Consider the following 15,329-nt stretch of genomic DNA (forward strand, 5'->3'; position numbering starts at 1 on the left):
GACGACCGGATGTGCGGCGGTGTGCGACGCGGTCTGGGCCCGGGCCGAAAGGCGGACGCGGGCGCCGATCGCGTGACGCGCGGCGCGTCCAGCGGCCGCGCGTGCCGGCCGGTCAAGGAGCCGCACCGGCTGTGTCGGTCGGTCGAGGAGCCGCACCGGGAGCGGGGCGGGGCAAGCGTGTGCCTGCTCGTGGTCGGTCTGGCGCTCGTCCTGGCCGGGATGTTCGGCGCGGCGGTGGGCGCGGCTCGGGCGGCGCGTCAGCAGGCGGCGGTGGCGGCGGACTTCGGCGCGCTGGCCGGTGCCGGGCGAGCGCTCGACGGCGACGAGGCGGCGTGTTCGGCGGCGGCCGAGATCGCGGGGCGCAACGGCGGACGCTTGCTGGTCTGCCGGCTCGACGACCTCGACGTGCTGGTCACCGCCGAGGTCAGCGTCACCGTGCTGCCCGGCCTGACCCGAGTCGCCACGGCCAGCGCCCGGGCCGGCCCGCTGCGCGGCTGAGCGCTCGGCGTGGGTCGCCACGGCCAGCTCCCCGGCCGGCCGGCTGCGAGGCTGAGCGCTCGACGTCAGCCGCCAGGGCCAGGGCGCGGGCCGCGCCCCGATGACGCTGCCTGACCGGCGGCCTCACCGGGGCGGTGCCGGGCTCAGCGGGCCTGGAGCGCGTCCAGGGCGATGGCCATGGCGATGACGAGCCGCCGGTCGATCTGCGGGTGCTGGATCTCGACCACGTACCGGTCACGCAGGCCCCACTTCTTCACCACGGAGAAGACGGGCTGACCGTCGGCGATGAAGTCGAAGTGGTACGGCAGCCAGGAGAGCGAGTCGACGAAGCGCCGCAGCAGCGCCACCGGCAGGCTGCGCTCCTGGCCGGTGACCGCCGGCAGGCCGGCCTGCTCGACGTGCCACGTGGAACGCAGCAGGGACTGCGCGAAGTTCTTGCGGAACAGGCCGACCGGGTTGCCGGTCGCATCGGTGACGTCGTACGTGGCGCCGAGGTCGAGGGCCTGGCGGGCCTTGAAGCCGAGGACGGGCTGCTGCTTCGAGTCGTCCGTGTACAGGGTGACCTGCTCCTTGAAGGCGAGCCGCTTCTGCTGGGCGAAAGCCAGCAGCTGCCCCTCCGAGCCGTCCGGCGCCACCGCGAGGACCTCGTACTGGTTGACCATCAGCCGCACCCGCTGGCGGATGTGGAAACGCTGCTGAGCCTGCAACATGTCGGGCTGCATTTTCGTGTTCTCCTCGTTTAGGGACGCCGGAGTGTTGCACACCACAACACCCCGCACCCTCCCCCGATCGCCCGCCTCCGGCCGCTCGGCCGTGGCTCGTACGCTGCGGCAAGAGCCGACCACCGCCCGTACTCGGACCTGCCGACCCGTCCCGCTCGGCGACCCTTCCGGCCGGCCCGTCCCGGCGGCCGTGTCGGCCAGCGGGTGGTCAGGACGGCAGGTTGGCCAGCACCACGTCCAGCACCCGGACGGCGTCCGCCTTCGAGAGCGGGTTGTTGCCGTTGCCGCACTTCGGGGACTGCACGCACGACGGGCAGCCGGTCTCGCACGCGCACTCGGCGATCGCGTCCCGGGTGGCCCGCAGCCAGGTCGCCGCCGTGCCGTACGCGCGCTCGGCGAAGCCCGCCCCGCCCGGGTGTCCGTCGTAGACGAAGACGGTCGGTGCCTCGGTGTCCGGGTGCAGCGCGGTGGAGAGCCCGCCGATGTCCCAGCGGTCGCAGGTGGCGATCAGTGGCAGCAGCCCGATCGCCGCGTGCTCGGCGGCGTGCAGCCCCCCGGGCACGTCCCCCGGGTCGACGCCGGCCGCGGCCAACGACTCCGGCGAGAGCGTGAACCAGACGGCGACCGTACGCAGCTCACGGGCCGGCAGGTCCAGCGGCCGAGTGTCGATCACCTCGCCGGTGGCGATCCGCCGTCGCTGGTAGGAGACCACCTGGCTGGTCACGTCCACCTCGCCGAGGAACATCCCGACCGGCCCGGCGTCGACGTACGAACGCACCGACACCACCGAGACGTCGGTGACGTCCCGGGCGTGCGTGGACCAGTCCGGCTCCTCGACGTGCACGAGCGCGCACCCGTCGGCCAGGTCCAGCTCGTCCACCACGTACGAGACGCCCTGGTGCAGGTAGACCGCGCCGGGGTGGAGCAGGAAGTGCGACGAGCCGCCGTCCACCGTGCCGAGCAGTCGCCCGGTGGCCGCCTCCACCACGGCGACCGGCGCACCGCCCTCGCCCCGCAGGTCCACCTGAGGCCGTTCGCGGTGCCGCCAGTACCAGCCGGTCGGGCGCTGCCGCAGCGCGCCGGTCGCGACGAGCTCGTCGACGGCCTCCTTCGCCCCGTCGCCGAAGAGCGCCAGGTCGGCCGGGGTGAGCGGGGCCTCCACCGCGGCGCAGGCGAGCTGCGGCGCGAGGACGTACGGGTTGGCCGGGTCGAGCACGGTCGCCTCCACCGGCCGCCCGAAGACCGCCTCCGGGTGGTGCACCAGGTAGGTGTCGAGCGGGTCGTCCCGGGCCACCAGCACGGCGAGCGCCTCCTGCCCGGAGCGTCCGGCCCGCCCCGCCTGCTGCCAGAGCGAGGCCCGGGTGCCGGGGTAGCCGCAGATCAGCACCGCGTCGAGACCGACCAGGTCGACGCCGAGCTCCAGCGCGTTGGTCGAGGCCAGCCCGAGCAGGTCACCGTGGAGCAGCGCCCGCTCCAACTCCCGCCGCTCCTCGCGCAGGTAGCCGCCGCGGTAGGCGGCGACCCGGTCGCCCAGGCCGGGTACCGCCTCGTCGAGGGCGCGCCGGGTGTTCGCGGCCACCACCTCGGCGCCCCGGCGGGAGCGGACGAAGGCGAGGCTGCGTACGCCCGCGGCGACCGTGTCGGCGAGCAGGTCGGCGGTCTCCCGCAGCGCCGACCGGCGTACGGGGGCGAGGTCGACCGCGTCGGACGAGGTGTCGGCCGAGGGCAGCAGCGGTGGTTCCCAGAGCGCGAAGGTCACCCCGCCGCGGGGTGAGGTGTCCTCGGTGATGGCGGCCACGGGCAGGCCGGTGAGCCGCTGCGCCGCCGTCGCCGGGTCACCCGAGGTCGCGGAGGCGAGCACGAAGACGGGGCTGGTCCGCGAGCCGGCGGCGGAGCCCCGGCCGGGTGCGCCGCTCAGTCTCCGCAGCCGGCGCAGCACGTGGGCGACGTGGGAGCCGAACACGCCCCGGTAGGTGTGGCACTCGTCGATCACGACGTAGGTCAGCCGGCGCAGGAAGCCCGACCACTGGCCGTGCCCGGGGAGGATGCCGTGGTGCAGCATGTCCGGGTTGGTCAGCACGAACCGGGAGTGTCGCCGGATCCACTCCCGTTCGGCGCGCGGAGTGTCCCCGTCGTAGCAGGCGGGGCGTACCCCCTCCAGCTCCAGCTCGGCGATGGCGCGCAGCTGGTCGGCGGCGAGCGCCTTGGTCGGGGCCAGGTAGAGCACGGTGGCCCGGGGGTCCGCGAGCAGGGTGGCGAGCGCTGGCATCTGGTACGCCAGGGACTTGCCGGACGCGGTGCCGGTGGCCACGACGACGTGCTGACCGTCGTACGCCAGGGCGGCCGCCTCGGCCTGGTGCCGCCAGGGCGCGGTCACCCCGCGCCCGGCGAACGCGGCCCGCAGCTCCTCCGGCACCCACTGCGGCCACGGCGCCGGCACGCCCGCCCGGGCCGGTACCCGCTCCACGTGGGTGACCGGGTCGGTGTCGGCGCGGGCGCGCAGCCGGGCCAGCAGCTCGGCCGGCGCGTGCCGGGGGCCGGGACCCGCGGCTACGGTGGCGGGGGTCGACGGCTCCAGGTCATGGCGCGGCGCCAGCCGCGCCGAGCTGAAGCTGTCGTGGGTCACTGGAGAACTTTCGCACTGGTGTTCGGAGATGAAAAGCCGGGGGCCGGGGTATGGGGGAGGCCCGCCGGTGACCGCTGCGTCTTGCGGCGGTAGTGGTTAGATGCCCAGAAGAGTTTACGGCTCTTGCGAGGAGGACAGATGGAGCTGTCGCTGGCGACCCGGGCCGTGGGGGAGCACACGGTGCTCGAGGTCGGTGGTGAGGTGGACGTCTACACCGCCCCCCGGTTGCGTGAACGGCTCCTCGAACTGATCGACGGCGGCGCCCGGCGCGTGGTGGTGGATCTCGGACGGGTGGATTTCCTCGACTCGACCGGCCTCGGGGTGCTGGTCGGCGCGTTGAAGCGGCTGCGCGCGGCGGGCGGTAGCTTTGCTCTGGTCTGCGACAAGGAGCCGCTGCTCAAGATCTTCCGGATCACCGCGCTCGACCAGGTCTTCCCGCTGCATCCGACGGTCGACGCGGCGATCGCCGCCGATTCGACGGGTGCCGGAGCGTGATGGCGACGGTTCGTCTCTCCTTCTCCCCGGCGCCGGTGCACGTGCGCACCGCCCGCCTGGTGGGCGTCGCGGTCGCCCGCCGGGCCGGGGTCCGCGAGGACCTGCTCGACGAGGTACGTCTCGCCATCGGTGAGGCGTGCACCCGCGCCGTCGCCCTGCACCGTCAGTACGGCCTGCGCGAGCCGGTGCTGATGGAGATGTCCGACTCCGGGCAGTACGCCGTGCGGGTCGTCGACCGGGCGCCGATCGAGGCGGGCATCGGGCTCGCCGCGCTGCCCCCGGACGAGCTGGCCGACGAGTCTCTCACCGACGAGGCGCTCACCACCGGTGTGGGTTTCGCCCTGCTCGCCGGTTTCGTGGAGGACCTTCAGGTCCGTCCGGTCGACGAGGGTATCGGCACCGAGGTGCGCATGGTCTGGCCGGTAGGCCGCTGACTCCACCGTCCACACAGGCCGCGCCCGATCGGGCGCGGCCTGTTCGGTATGGACCAGCTCCTATATCAGATTCTTCCTCATAACACAGCGACGAAGATCATCGACACGGGGTGGACCCTCGGTGTGACCTCGGACACTGCGGAGGGCTACAGTACCCGGGTTGTCAGCAAGTGATCCATCCCGCAGCCAGCGGGAACTGGTGTTCGTCGCTGCTCCGTTCGGTGGGGTCGGCGAGTGCTTGCGAGTCCGCATTCAGGCGCCGGGTGGTGCGTCTCCACCGACCGGTGCGTGTTCGGTACAGGAGGACACAGATGTCCGAGACCTTGGCCGCCGAGGGCGGCGGGCTTTCCCTTACCGGAGCCAACGTCACGTACGTCGTCATCGCCGCGGTGATCGCGTTGGTGGCGCTCGTCTTCGCCGCCGCCCTGACCAGGGCGGTCCTGGCGGCCGGCAAGGGCACCGCCAACATGCAGGAGATCTCCGGCGCGGTCCAGGAGGGCGCGTCGGCGTATCTGCTCCGGCAGTTCCGCACCCTGGCGATCTTCGTCGTCATCGCCGTCGTACTGCTCTTCCTGCTGCCGGTGCACGACACCGACGGCAGCGAGCTCGCCGTGAAGATCGGCCGGTCGGCCTTCTTCGTGGTCGGCGCGCTCTTCAGCGCGTTCATCGGCGGCGCCGGCATGTGGCTCGCCACCCGCGCCAACCTGCGGGTCGCGGCCGCCGCCCGGGAGCGGCAGGGGGGCCGCGAGGCGGCCATGAAGATCGCCTTCCGGACCGGTGGCGTGGTCGGCTTCCTCACCGTCGGCCTCGGCCTCTTCGGTGCGGCGCTGGTCGTCATGGTCTTCCGCGGCGACGCCCCGACCGTGCTGGAGGGCTTCGGCTTCGGTGCCGCGCTGCTCGCCATGTTCATGCGGGTCGGCGGTGGCATCTTCACCAAGGCCGCCGACGTCGGCGCCGACCTGGTCGGCAAGGTCGAGCAGGGTATCCCCGAGGACGACCCGCGCAACGCCGCGACCATCGCCGACAACGTGGGCGACAACGTCGGTGACTGCGCCGGCATGGCCGCCGACCTCTTCGAGTCGTACGCGGTGACCCTGGTCGCCGCGCTCATCCTCGGCCGGGCCGCGTTCGGCGAGGACGGGCTGGTCTTCCCGCTGATCATCTCCACGATCGGCGTGCTCGTCGCGATCATCGGTGTCTTCATCACCCGGCTGCGCACCTCCGACCGCAACGGTCTGACCGCGATCAACCGGGCCTTCTACCTCTCCGCGGTGATCTCGGCGGTGCTGGTGGCGATCGCCGCGTACGCGTACCTGCCAGCGACCTTCGCCGAGCTGGAGGGCGGCCTCACCGACGTCAGCGAGAACCCGCGGATGGTCGCCATCGGCGCGGTGGTCATCGGTATCGTGCTGGCCGCCGCGATCCAGGCGCTCACCGGCTACTTCACCGAGACCAACAAGCGCCCGGTGCAGGACATCGGCAAGAGCTCGCAGACCGGTCCGGCCACCGTCATCCTCGCCGGCATCAGCGTCGGCCTGGAGTCGGCGGTCTACTCGGCGCTGCTGATCGGCGCGGGCGTCTTCGGCGCCTTCCTGCTCGGCGGCAGCTCCATCACGCTCTCCCTCTTCGCGGTGGCGCTGGCCGGCACCGGTCTGCTCACCACGGTCGGCGTGATCGTCGCGATGGACACCTTCGGCCCGATCTCCGACAACGCCCAGGGCGTGGCGGAGATGTCCGGCGACATCGACGAGCACGGCGCCCGGACGCTGACCGAGCTGGACGCGGTGGGCAACACCACCAAGGCGATCACCAAGGGCATCGCGATCGCCACCGCTGTGCTCGCGGCGACCGCGCTCTTCGGCTCGTACACCGACACGCTGCGCACCGCGTACGCGGACGCCGGAGTGGGCGACGTCGGGTCGGAGATCCTGAACTCGCTGAACGTGGCGAACCCGCGGAACCTCGTCGGCCTGATCATCGGTGCGGCGGTGGTCTTCCTCTTCTCCGGGCTGGCCATCAACGCGGTCTCCCGCTCGGCCGGCGCGGTCGTCATGGAGGTCCGCCGGCAGTTCCGTGAGCTGCCCGGCATCATGGACCGCACCCAGCGGCCGGAGTACGGCAAGGTCGTCGACATCTGCACCCGGGACGCCCAGCGCGAGCTGATGACCCCCGGCCTGCTCGCCATCCTCGCGCCGATCGCGGTCGGCTTCGGCCTCGGCCCGGGGGCGCTCGCGTCGTACCTGGCCGGCGCTATCGGGGCGGGCACCCTGATGGCGGTCTTCCTGTCCAACTCCGGTGGCGCCTGGGACAACGCCAAGAAGCTGGTCGAGGACGGCGCGTACGGGGGCAAGGGCTCCGAGTCGCACGCCGCCACCGTCATCGGCGACACCGTCGGCGACCCGTTCAAGGACACCGCCGGCCCCGCGATCAACCCGCTGATCAAGGTGATGAACCTGGTCTCGCTGCTGATCGCGCCGGCCGTGGTGGCCTGGAGCATCGGTGACGACAAGAACACCGGCCTGCGGATCTCCATCGCGGTGGTGGCCGCGCTGGTCATCGTCGGGGCCGTGTTCGTCAGCAAGCGCAAGGGGGTGGCGATGTCCGACACGGACGCCGGCGACGGCACCGGCTCGGGCAGCGCCGACCAGCGGTCGGAGACGGTTCCGGCCTGATCGACTGGCCCCGGTCGGCGTCCGTCGCCGGCCGGGGCCGAACGCAAACCTGAACGGTGCCTGCGTTCGACGGAGGCCGTACGCTGCAACGCATGCGTACGTGCCGGGCGACTGCCGCCGGAAAGCTCACGGTGGTCCTGGCCACGCTCGTCCTGGTGGCCGGCGGGTGCGGTGGCGGTCCCAGCCCCCGGGCGTGGGCGTCCTCGGTCTGCTCCGCGCTCGCCCCGTGGCGGTCGGAGATCAGCAGGCTGACCAGCAGCACCGACCAGCAGATGACGGCGCAGACCACTCCCGCGCAGGCGAAGGAGAACCTGGTCCGTCTCTTCGACGGGGCCGAGAAGGCGAGCGAGACGGCCCGGCGGAAGGTCGAGGAGGCCGGTGTGCCGGAGGCCGAGCACGGCGAGGAGATCTCCGTCGGCTTCCGCACGGCCCTGGGGCAGATGCGTGACGCCTACGGCCGTGCGGCGGACACCGTCGGAGGGTTGAGCACCGGCGAGCCCACCACCTTCTACGACGGCGTGCGGGCCGCGGTGGAGACGCTCAACAAGGAGTACGACGCGAGCACGCTGGACACGAGCCGTCTCAACTCGGAGGAGTTGAGACAAGCCTTCGACGAGGTGCCGGAGTGTCGCTAGACGGGCTCGGCGAACCGTCGGGAGCGCAGCAGCTCCCGACGCTCTTCCCGGTGCCCGAACCGGCAGCACCGAGCCGCCGCCGGAGATCGCCCTCCGCGGGGGCTGCCGGCGGTCCCGGCGTCGGGGCGAGCGATCCGATGGCCGCTGCGGCCGACGGGGACCCCGGGCGGGCGGCCACCGCAGGTGCGGCGGCCCGTCCCGCACGCGGGAGCGTCGACGAGGCGGGGCGGCAACTGGTCTTCTTCGGCGCGGAGACGGTCGAGCCGGCCGTGGCCGACCTCGCCGGCCTGCTCGCCGGTCCCGGCGAGGTGGTCCGGATGGGGGGCACCGCCCGGCTCTCGATCGTGGTGGATGCGCCGTGGCGGGTGCACGTGCTGGTGGCCGAGCTGGCCCAGCGGGGACTCTCGGCGAGCTGGGAGCCGACCGAGGACGAGCGGCACGCGGTACGCACCTCGTACACCCGGGCGCTCAAGCCGCTCGCGGTGGCGTGGACACGGGGGGTGGCGAAGCGGCCGCCGGCCGGTTTCCATCTCAACGGGCGGCGGCTGCGGCTCTGGCTGGCGGCGGCGGGTGAGGTCGACCCGCCCGGGTGCCGGCTGCACCTGGGCGCAGCGGACCGGCAGTGGTGGGAACCCGTCGGCGCGGCGCTCGCGGCGGTCGGCCTCGCCGGGGAGCTGCTCGACTCCGGGGCGAGCGGGCCCGCGTACCTGATCAGTGGCCGGCACCGGTTGCGCCGCCTCGCCGAGCTGGTGGGGGATCGTCCGAGCGCCACCCCGCCCACGGCCTGGCCCTGACCGGACCGGGCTGTCCGGTGGCGGACAGGCGGCGCGAAGATATCGGAATAAAACCGGCAGTTGGGGCCTTGATCGAAGGCCCGCCATCATCACAGTGACCCGCTCGGGGCCCTACCCACGGTGTACGGTGGCGCCGTCCGGCACATCCACCCCACGCCGGGGTGGTTTGCCGCCCGCGAAACCCGAAACGCGGACGGCGCGTTACGTTGGACATCCGGACCGCCGGGGTCTGGCAGGTCGAACACGGCCTGAAACGGGTACCGAGCGGTCACGAGCAGGAGTTAGGTCAGGGAGAGACGTGCCGAGCAACGCGGGAACCACCCGTCTGGTCATCGTCGAGTCACCGGCGAAGGCCAAGACGATCTCGGGCTACCTCGGCCCGGGGTACGTCGTGGAGGCGAGCTTCGGCCATGTCCGGGACCTTCCGCGCAACGCCGCCGACGTACCGGCCAAGTACAAGGGCGAGCCGTGGGCGCGGCTCGGGGTGGACGTCGACAACGGCTTCCACGCCCTCTACGTGGTCTCGGCCGACCGCAAGCAGCAGATCAGCAAGCTGACCAAGCTGGCCAAGGAGGTCGACGAGATCTTCCTGGCCACGGATGAGGACCGCGAGGGCGAGGCGATCGCCTGGCACCTGGTGGAGACGCTCAAGCCCAAGGTGCCGGTCAAGCGGATGGTCTTCCACGAGATCACCAAGCCGGCCATCCAGGCGGCGGTGGCGAACCCGCGCGAGATCGACCGCGACCTGGTCGACGCGCAGGAGGCCCGGCGCATCCTCGACCGCCTCTACGGCTACGAGGTCTCTCCCGTGCTGTGGAAGAAGGTCATGCCGAAGCTCTCGGCGGGCCGGGTGCAGTCGGTGGCGACCCGGATCGTGGTCGAGCGGGAGCGGCAGCGGATGGCGTTCCGCACCGCCGAGTACTGGGACATCCTGGCCACGCTCGCGGTGGCGAACGCCGGCGAGGGCCCCCGTACGTTCCACGCCACGCTGATCGCCCTCAACGGCGACCGGATCGCCACCGGTAAGGACTTCGAGCCGACCACCGGCCGGGTCAAGCCCGGCGCGGGCGTGGTGCACCTGGACGAGAGCGGCGCCCGGGGCCTGGCGGCCCGGCTGCAGGACCGCCCGTTCACGGTCACCCGGGTCGAGGAGAAGCCCTACCGCCGCCGCCCGTACGCGCCGTTCATCACCTCCACGCTCCAGCAGGAGGCAGCCCGCAAGATGCGGTTCTCGTCCCAGCAGACGATGCGCACCGCGCAGCGGCTCTACGAGAACGGCTACATCACCTATATGCGTACCGACTCGGTGAACCTGTCGGAGACCGCCATCACGGCGGCCCGTCGGCAGATCGTCGAGCTCTACGGCGAGCGCAGCGTGCCGCCGGAGCCGCGTCGCTACACCGGCAAGGTGAAGAACGCCCAGGAGGCGCACGAGGCGATCCGCCCCGCGGGCGACAACTTCCGCACCCCGGGCGAGGTGGCCAAGGAGCTGTCGGCCGAGGAGTTCAAGCTCTACGAGCTGATCTGGCGACGCACCATCGCCTCGCAGATGACCGACGCGGTCGGCTCCAGCGTGTCGGTGCGGATCCGTGCCCTCTCCAACACCGGCGAGGAAGCCGACTTCGGCGCGACCGGTAAGACCATCACCGACCCGGGCTTCCTGCGGGCGTACGTCGAGTCGAGCGACGACGAGAACGCCGAGGCCGAGGATGCCGAGCGTCGCCTGCCGACCCTGGTCAAGGACCAGGCGCTGACCGCCGACGAGCTGGCCGCGCAGGGGCACCACACCCAGCCGCCGGCCCGCTACACCGAGGCCTCGCTGGTCAAGGCGCTGGAGGAGCTGGGCATCGGGCGCCCGTCGACGTACGCGTCGATCATGCAGACCATCCAGGATCGCGGCTACGTCAACAAGCGCGGCCAGGCGATGATCCCGACCTTTCTGGCGTTCGCGGTGATCGGGCTGATGGAGCGGCACTACCCGCGCCTCATCGACTACGACTTCACCGCCAGCATGGAGAACGAGCTGGACGAGATCGCCGGCGGAGACCACGCCGCCGTCGACTTCCTCACCTCGTTCTACTTCGGCGGCACCAACGGCACCGGCGACCAGACGATCGCCCACGCGGGCGGCCTGAAGAAGCTGGTCACCGAGAACCTCAGCGAGATCGACGCCCGTAGCGTCAACTCGATACCGCTCTTCGCCGACGACGAGGGCCGCGACGTGGTCGTCCGGGTCGGCCGGTACGGCCCGTACCTCGAGCGGCGAACTCCGGGCGAGGAGGCGGTCGCACCTGCGGAGGGCGAGGAGGGCACCGCGCACGGGGACCGGGCGCCGATCCCCGAGGGCCTGGCGCCGGACGAGCTGACCCCGGAGAAGGTGCACGAGCTCTTCCTCGGTGGCGGCGGTGAGCGCAAGCTCGGCGACGACCCGTCCACCGGCGAGCCGATCCTGCTCAAGTCCGGCCGGTTCGGCCCGTACGTGGCCAGCGGCGAGCGCAAGTCGTCGCTGCTGCGCTCGCAGACGCCCGACTCGCTCACCTTCGACGAGGCGTTGAAGCTGCTCAGCCTGCCCCGTCTGGTCGGCGTCGCCCCGGACGGCGTCGAGGTCTTCGCCAACAACGGCCGCTACGGCCCGTACGTCAAGCAGGGCGAGGAGTTCCGGTCGCTGGACTCCGAGGACAAGATGTTCACCGTCACGCTGGACGAGGCGCTGGCCCTGCTGGCCGCCCCGAAGACGCGCCAGCGGCGGGCCGCCGCGCCTCCGCTGCGTGAAATGGGGGCGGACCCGGCGACCGAGAAGCTGCTGGTCATCAAGGACGGCCGGTTCGGCCCGTACGTGACCGACGGGGAGGTCAACGCGTCGCTGCGGCGCGGGCAGACGCCTGAGGCGCTCAGCCTCGAGGAGGCCTCCCAGATGCTCGCCGAGAAGCGGGCGAAGGGCCCGGCGCCGCGCAAGAAGGCGGCCGCCAAGAAGACCACGGCGAAGAAGACGACGGCGGCGAAGAAGACCACCGCGGCGAAGAAGACCGCGGCGGCCACCAAGTCGACGGCGGCGAAGAAGACCGCGACCGCCAAGGCCACCCCCGCCAAGAAGGCGGCCCCCCGCAAGGCCACCACCCCCACCGACTGACCCCAGACCCGAGCAGATCTTGGTGCGAATGTGTCCCTATCGCGGCGGATTCGTGCCAAGATCACTCGTGTCGGGGCAGGTCGGGCCAGCCGGCGGCGCGAAGCGCGGCTCGAATCTGGCGGATGACCTCCTCGGGTTGCGCACGGATCGCCCACGCCGGAAAGCGGAGCACGCGGTCACCGTCGAGCCAGAGGTCGTTCTGCCGGCGCATGTCGGCCCACGCGGCGCGCGGGTCGTGATGTTGTCCGCCGTCGATCTCGACGTGGACACGCCACTCTTCGAACCAGGCATCGAGGTATCTGCGCCGTCCGGCCGAGTCGTACCTGACCACCTGACGCGACGGCTCGGGCAGGCCGGCCCGCCGGACGAGCCCGAGGAAATCCAGTTCGGCCAGGGAGTGGGCGCCGCCGCCGGCGTCCGATGCCGTCCGCATGATGAGCCGACGACGGCGGGCGCGTGGCAGCCGGTCGAGGACCCGGTGGAGATCATCGCCGGCGACCAGCCGTTGCTGGAAACCCGCGGCGACGATCGCGCGGGCCTCCTCGTCGGAGGCCGCCCATTGAGCGGCGTCCACCAATGAACGCGTCGGCAGAGTGCGGGGCGGCAGCCCCACCTGGAGGACATCCTCCTCGCTCAGCACGGTGGTGCGGTGCAGGCGGACGCCGGAGGGCAGCGAGCGGGCCCGGTGCGTGGCAGGTGTCAGCAGGTGCACGGTCCCGCTCTCGTACCGGCGCAGACCCCATGCCTGTGCCGCGCTGAGCCCTCCGAGCAGTGCGGCCGGTCCTGCGGCGAGCACGGCGATCCACCGGAACTGCTCGGGACCGACCGGACCGCTGTGGGTGACGTAGATGGCGCGGTGCACCTGCCGCCAGCGACCTGTATCGACCCGGTGCCGGATCGCGCTCGGCGAAAGGTGGCAGCGCGCCTGGTCGAGGCGGATCACATCATCCTGGTGGAACAGCAGCCAGGTCAGGTCATCGGCGTCGTCCGCCGGCAGAGCTCGGCGCAGCGCCGCCCACCCGCTTCGGCCCCATCGACCTCGGCCCTGTCCCGGTAGCTCACGCCCCTCCACCTCCCCACCATGCCGTAATCCCCCGACCTGCCTGGGCCCCTGTGGACAGCGCGTGGATCTTGGTGCGAATCTGCCGCGATAGGGGCGTCTTCGTTCCAAGAATGCGGGGTTAGGCGCCCAGGACGCGGGTCAGGTGGGGATTGGTGAAGACCCGGTCGGGGTCGAGGCGGTCGCGGACGGCGCGGAAGTCGGCCCAGCGGGGGTACGCGGGAGCGAGCGACTCCGCGTCGCGCCAGTGCAGTTTGCCCCAGTGTGGCCGGCCGCCCAGCTCTTCGGCGACGCGTTCGAAGGCGGTGAAGTACGGCTCGTACGGCATGCCGACGTACTGGTGGATGGCGACGTAGGCGGAGTCGCGGCCGTACCCGTGGGAGAGCCAGATGTCGTCGGCGGCGGTGAAGCGCACCTCGACCGGGAAGAGCACCTTGAACGGCAGCCCGTCGACGATCCGCCGCAGCGCGTGGAGCGCCTCGCCGAGTGCGGCACGGGGCAACCCGTACTCCATCTCCACGAAGCGGACCCGGCGCGAGGTGCAGAAGACGGCGTCGGATCGCCCGGTGTAGCGGCGCTCGGTGAGGGCCCGCGCGGAGATCGCGGAGATCGTCGGGGCGAGGGCCGGCACGGCCCGGCCGACCCGGCAGGCGCCCGCGAAGACGGTGTTGGAGAGGAACTCGTCGTCCAGCCAGCCGCGCAGCCGCGACAGCGGCCGATCGTCGGCGGGCACCCGGTCGTTCGCCTTGACCTGCACCCTGGCCGTGTACGGGAACCAGTAGAACTCGACGTGGTCGTGCGCCTCGACGAGTTCCGGCAGCCTGGCCAGTACGTCGTCCAGGGGCGCCGGTCGCTCGTGCGCGTGCAGCACGAACGCGTCCACGACGCGCAGCGTCACCTCGACCAGTACGCCGAGCGCACCGAGCGAGACCCGGGCGGCGGCGAGGACGTCCGGGTTCTCCTCGGCCGAGCAGTGCAGCACCTCGCCGGCGCCGGTGACCAGGGTGATCGCCTCGACGAAGGTGGCGAGGCAGCCGTACCCGGCGCCGGTGCCGTGGGTTCCCGTGGAGATCGCCCCGGCGACGGTCTGCGCGTCGATGTCGCCGAGGTTGGGCAGCGCGAGGCCGTGCCGGGCGAGCAGGTCGTTCAAAGCGTGCAGCGTCATTCCCGCGGGCACGGTGACGAGCCGCCGCTCGGCGTCCACCCGTACGCCGGTGTCCAGCGCCGACAGCTCCAGCCGCCGGTCGTCGGCGAGGGCGATCGGGGTGAACGAGTGGCCGCTGCCCGCCACCCGGAGCCGTCCGCCGGCGTCCCGGGTGGCGAGAACGGTATCGACGACGTCTGCCACGGAGCCGGGGCGCAGGATGATGGCGGCACCGCGTTGGTTGCCGGCCCAGTTGGACCAGGGGACGGTGGACGGTGCGGTGCCGGCCATGCGCGCTCCTCGATGTGAATATGAAGTGACTTCATATCAGGAACGTTGTCGCTGGTAAATACCGCAACTGAGGTCCGCTCGTTGTACCGGTAGTCACGATCTAGTGACGTGCAGATATGTTCATCCGTCGAAGGGGGGTGGCGCCGAGTGTCCACACCAGCTGCCACGACCGGGCCGCTGCGGCGCGTACCGGTGCAGGGTCGAAGTGTCGCGCGAGTCCAGCGGATGCTGGACGCCTGCGCCGAACTCGTCGACGAGGTGGGGTACGAGGGGCTGACCACGACCTTGCTCGCCGAGCGTGCCGAGGTGGCGATCGGGTCGGTTTACCAGTTCTTCCCGGACAAGCGGGCAATCGTGCAGGCGCTGACCCTGCGCACGATGGAGTCCTACCTCCAGCGGCTCGACGAGCGGTTCGCCTCGGACGACCTGACCCACTGGTGGGACGGCGTCGACGCGAGCATCGACGAGTACATCACGATGCACCGCACCGTTCCGGGCTTCCGTACCCTGCACTTCGGCGACGTGGTCGACCTGCACCTGCTCGATGAGCAGCGGGACAACAACGGGGTGATCGCGGACCAGTTGGCCCGGGTGCTCACCGAGCGCTTCGGGCTCACCGACGTCCCCGAGCTCCGCTTCCACCTGGAAGTCGCCGTGGAGACGGCCGACGCGCTCATCAAGCTCGCGTTCCGTCGTACCACCGAGGGGGACGACCGGGTGCTGGCCGAGGCGAAGGCACTGATCCGGGAGTACCTGCACCGGCAGGTCGACGCCGCGACCGACGGCGCCCGGGCCGGCTGAACCGCCCGGTCGGCCCGATCGGTCCCG

The 15,329-nt window shown here is 72.0% G+C and carries 12 protein-coding genes; 8 read left to right on the plus strand and 4 right to left on the minus strand.

Features of this window, described 5'->3' with window-relative positions:
- Window positions 1-129: 129 nt before the first annotated feature.
- Window positions 130-498 carry an Rv3654c family TadE-like protein gene (locus tag D7044_RS15315; protein ID WP_233562916.1) on the plus strand — a complete coding sequence of 123 codons (369 nt, stop codon included), beginning with the start codon at window positions 130-132 and terminating at the stop codon, window positions 496-498.
- A gap of 143 nt (window positions 499-641) precedes the next feature.
- Here the strand turns inward: D7044_RS15315 and D7044_RS15320 are convergent, their stop codons facing one another.
- On the minus strand, window positions 642-1,220 hold the full coding sequence (locus tag D7044_RS15320; protein ID WP_120689338.1) for an LURP-one-related/scramblase family protein: 579 nt from the start codon (window positions 1,218-1,220) through the stop codon (window positions 642-644).
- A gap of 208 nt (window positions 1,221-1,428) precedes the next feature.
- Entirely contained in the window at window positions 1,429-3,816 is a 2,388-nt protein-coding gene (locus D7044_RS15325) for a DEAD/DEAH box helicase (RefSeq protein ID WP_120689454.1), read from the minus strand.
- Between the two features lie 168 nt (window positions 3,817-3,984).
- Between D7044_RS15325 and D7044_RS15330 the strand changes: the two genes are divergently transcribed.
- From D7044_RS15330 to topA, 6 genes are all read left to right on the plus strand, one after another.
- Window positions 3,985-4,341, plus strand: a complete 357-nt coding sequence (locus tag D7044_RS15330; RefSeq protein WP_120673680.1) for an STAS domain-containing protein — start codon at window positions 3,985-3,987, stop codon at window positions 4,339-4,341.
- The gene (locus tag D7044_RS15335; RefSeq protein WP_120673679.1) at window positions 4,338-4,775 is read left to right on the plus strand and encodes an ATP-binding protein; all 438 of its coding nucleotides are present in this window, start codon (window positions 4,338-4,340) and stop codon (window positions 4,773-4,775) included. Before D7044_RS15330 ends, D7044_RS15335 begins: the two co-directional genes overlap by 4 nt.
- 311 nt (window positions 4,776-5,086) lie before the next feature.
- Window positions 5,087-7,447 (plus strand): sodium-translocating pyrophosphatase, encoded by a 2,361-nt coding sequence (locus D7044_RS15340; protein ID WP_120673678.1) that lies wholly within the window; start codon window positions 5,087-5,089, stop codon window positions 7,445-7,447.
- A 92-nt stretch (window positions 7,448-7,539) separates the two neighbouring features.
- Complete coding sequence (locus D7044_RS15345; protein WP_120689339.1) at window positions 7,540-8,082, plus strand: hypothetical protein; 543 nt, start codon at window positions 7,540-7,542, stop codon at window positions 8,080-8,082.
- Window positions 8,083-8,219: 137 nt separating this feature from the next.
- Complete coding sequence (locus D7044_RS15350; RefSeq protein WP_233564997.1) at window positions 8,220-8,876, plus strand: hypothetical protein; 657 nt, start codon at window positions 8,220-8,222, stop codon at window positions 8,874-8,876.
- 298 nt (window positions 8,877-9,174) lie between these two features.
- Window positions 9,175-12,006 (plus strand): type I DNA topoisomerase, encoded by a 2,832-nt coding sequence (gene topA, locus D7044_RS15355; RefSeq protein ID WP_120673675.1) that lies wholly within the window; start codon window positions 9,175-9,177, stop codon window positions 12,004-12,006.
- A gap of 61 nt (window positions 12,007-12,067) precedes the next feature.
- On the opposite strand, the gene D7044_RS15360 is transcribed toward topA, so the two are convergent.
- Entirely contained in the window at window positions 12,068-13,078 is a 1,011-nt protein-coding gene (locus tag D7044_RS15360; protein WP_233562885.1) for a DUF559 domain-containing protein, read from the minus strand.
- Window positions 13,079-13,187: 109 nt separating this feature from the next.
- Window positions 13,188-14,501, minus strand: coding sequence for a D-arabinono-1,4-lactone oxidase (locus D7044_RS15365; protein ID WP_120689340.1), 1,314 nt, complete (start codon window positions 14,499-14,501; stop codon window positions 13,188-13,190).
- Between the two features lie 225 nt (window positions 14,502-14,726).
- Here D7044_RS15365 and D7044_RS15370 point away from each other — a divergent pair, with 225 nt between their 5' ends.
- Entirely contained in the window at window positions 14,727-15,302 is a 576-nt protein-coding gene (locus D7044_RS15370; RefSeq protein ID WP_120673673.1) for a TetR family transcriptional regulator, read from the plus strand.
- Window positions 15,303-15,329 lie beyond the last annotated feature (27 nt).

Source organism: Micromonospora musae, from assembly GCF_003626635.1.
Classification (GTDB): Bacteria; Actinomycetota; Actinomycetes; order Mycobacteriales; family Micromonosporaceae; genus Micromonospora; species Micromonospora musae.

What these genes read in the sequence shown, in the direction of transcription:
- D7044_RS15370 (WP_120673673.1), top strand. Translation starts at nt 14,727, where the DNA reads ATGCTGGACGCCTGCGCCGAACTCGTCGACGAGGTGGGGTACGAGGGG.
- D7044_RS15365 (WP_120689340.1), bottom strand. Translation starts at nt 14,501, where the DNA reads ATGGCCGGCACCGCACCGTCCACCGTCCCCTGGTCCAACTGGGCCGGC.
- D7044_RS15320 (WP_120689338.1), bottom strand. Translation starts at nt 1,220, where the DNA reads ATGCAGCCCGACATGTTGCAGGCTCAGCAGCGTTTCCACATCCGCCAG.
- D7044_RS15330 (WP_120673680.1), top strand. Translation starts at nt 3,985, where the DNA reads ATGGAGCTGTCGCTGGCGACCCGGGCCGTGGGGGAGCACACGGTGCTC.
- D7044_RS15350 (WP_233564997.1), top strand. Translation starts at nt 8,220, where the DNA reads ATGGCCGCTGCGGCCGACGGGGACCCCGGGCGGGCGGCCACCGCAGGT.
- D7044_RS15345 (WP_120689339.1), top strand. Translation starts at nt 7,540, where the DNA reads ATGCGTACGTGCCGGGCGACTGCCGCCGGAAAGCTCACGGTGGTCCTG.
- D7044_RS15340 (WP_120673678.1), top strand. Translation starts at nt 5,087, where the DNA reads ATGTCCGAGACCTTGGCCGCCGAGGGCGGCGGGCTTTCCCTTACCGGA.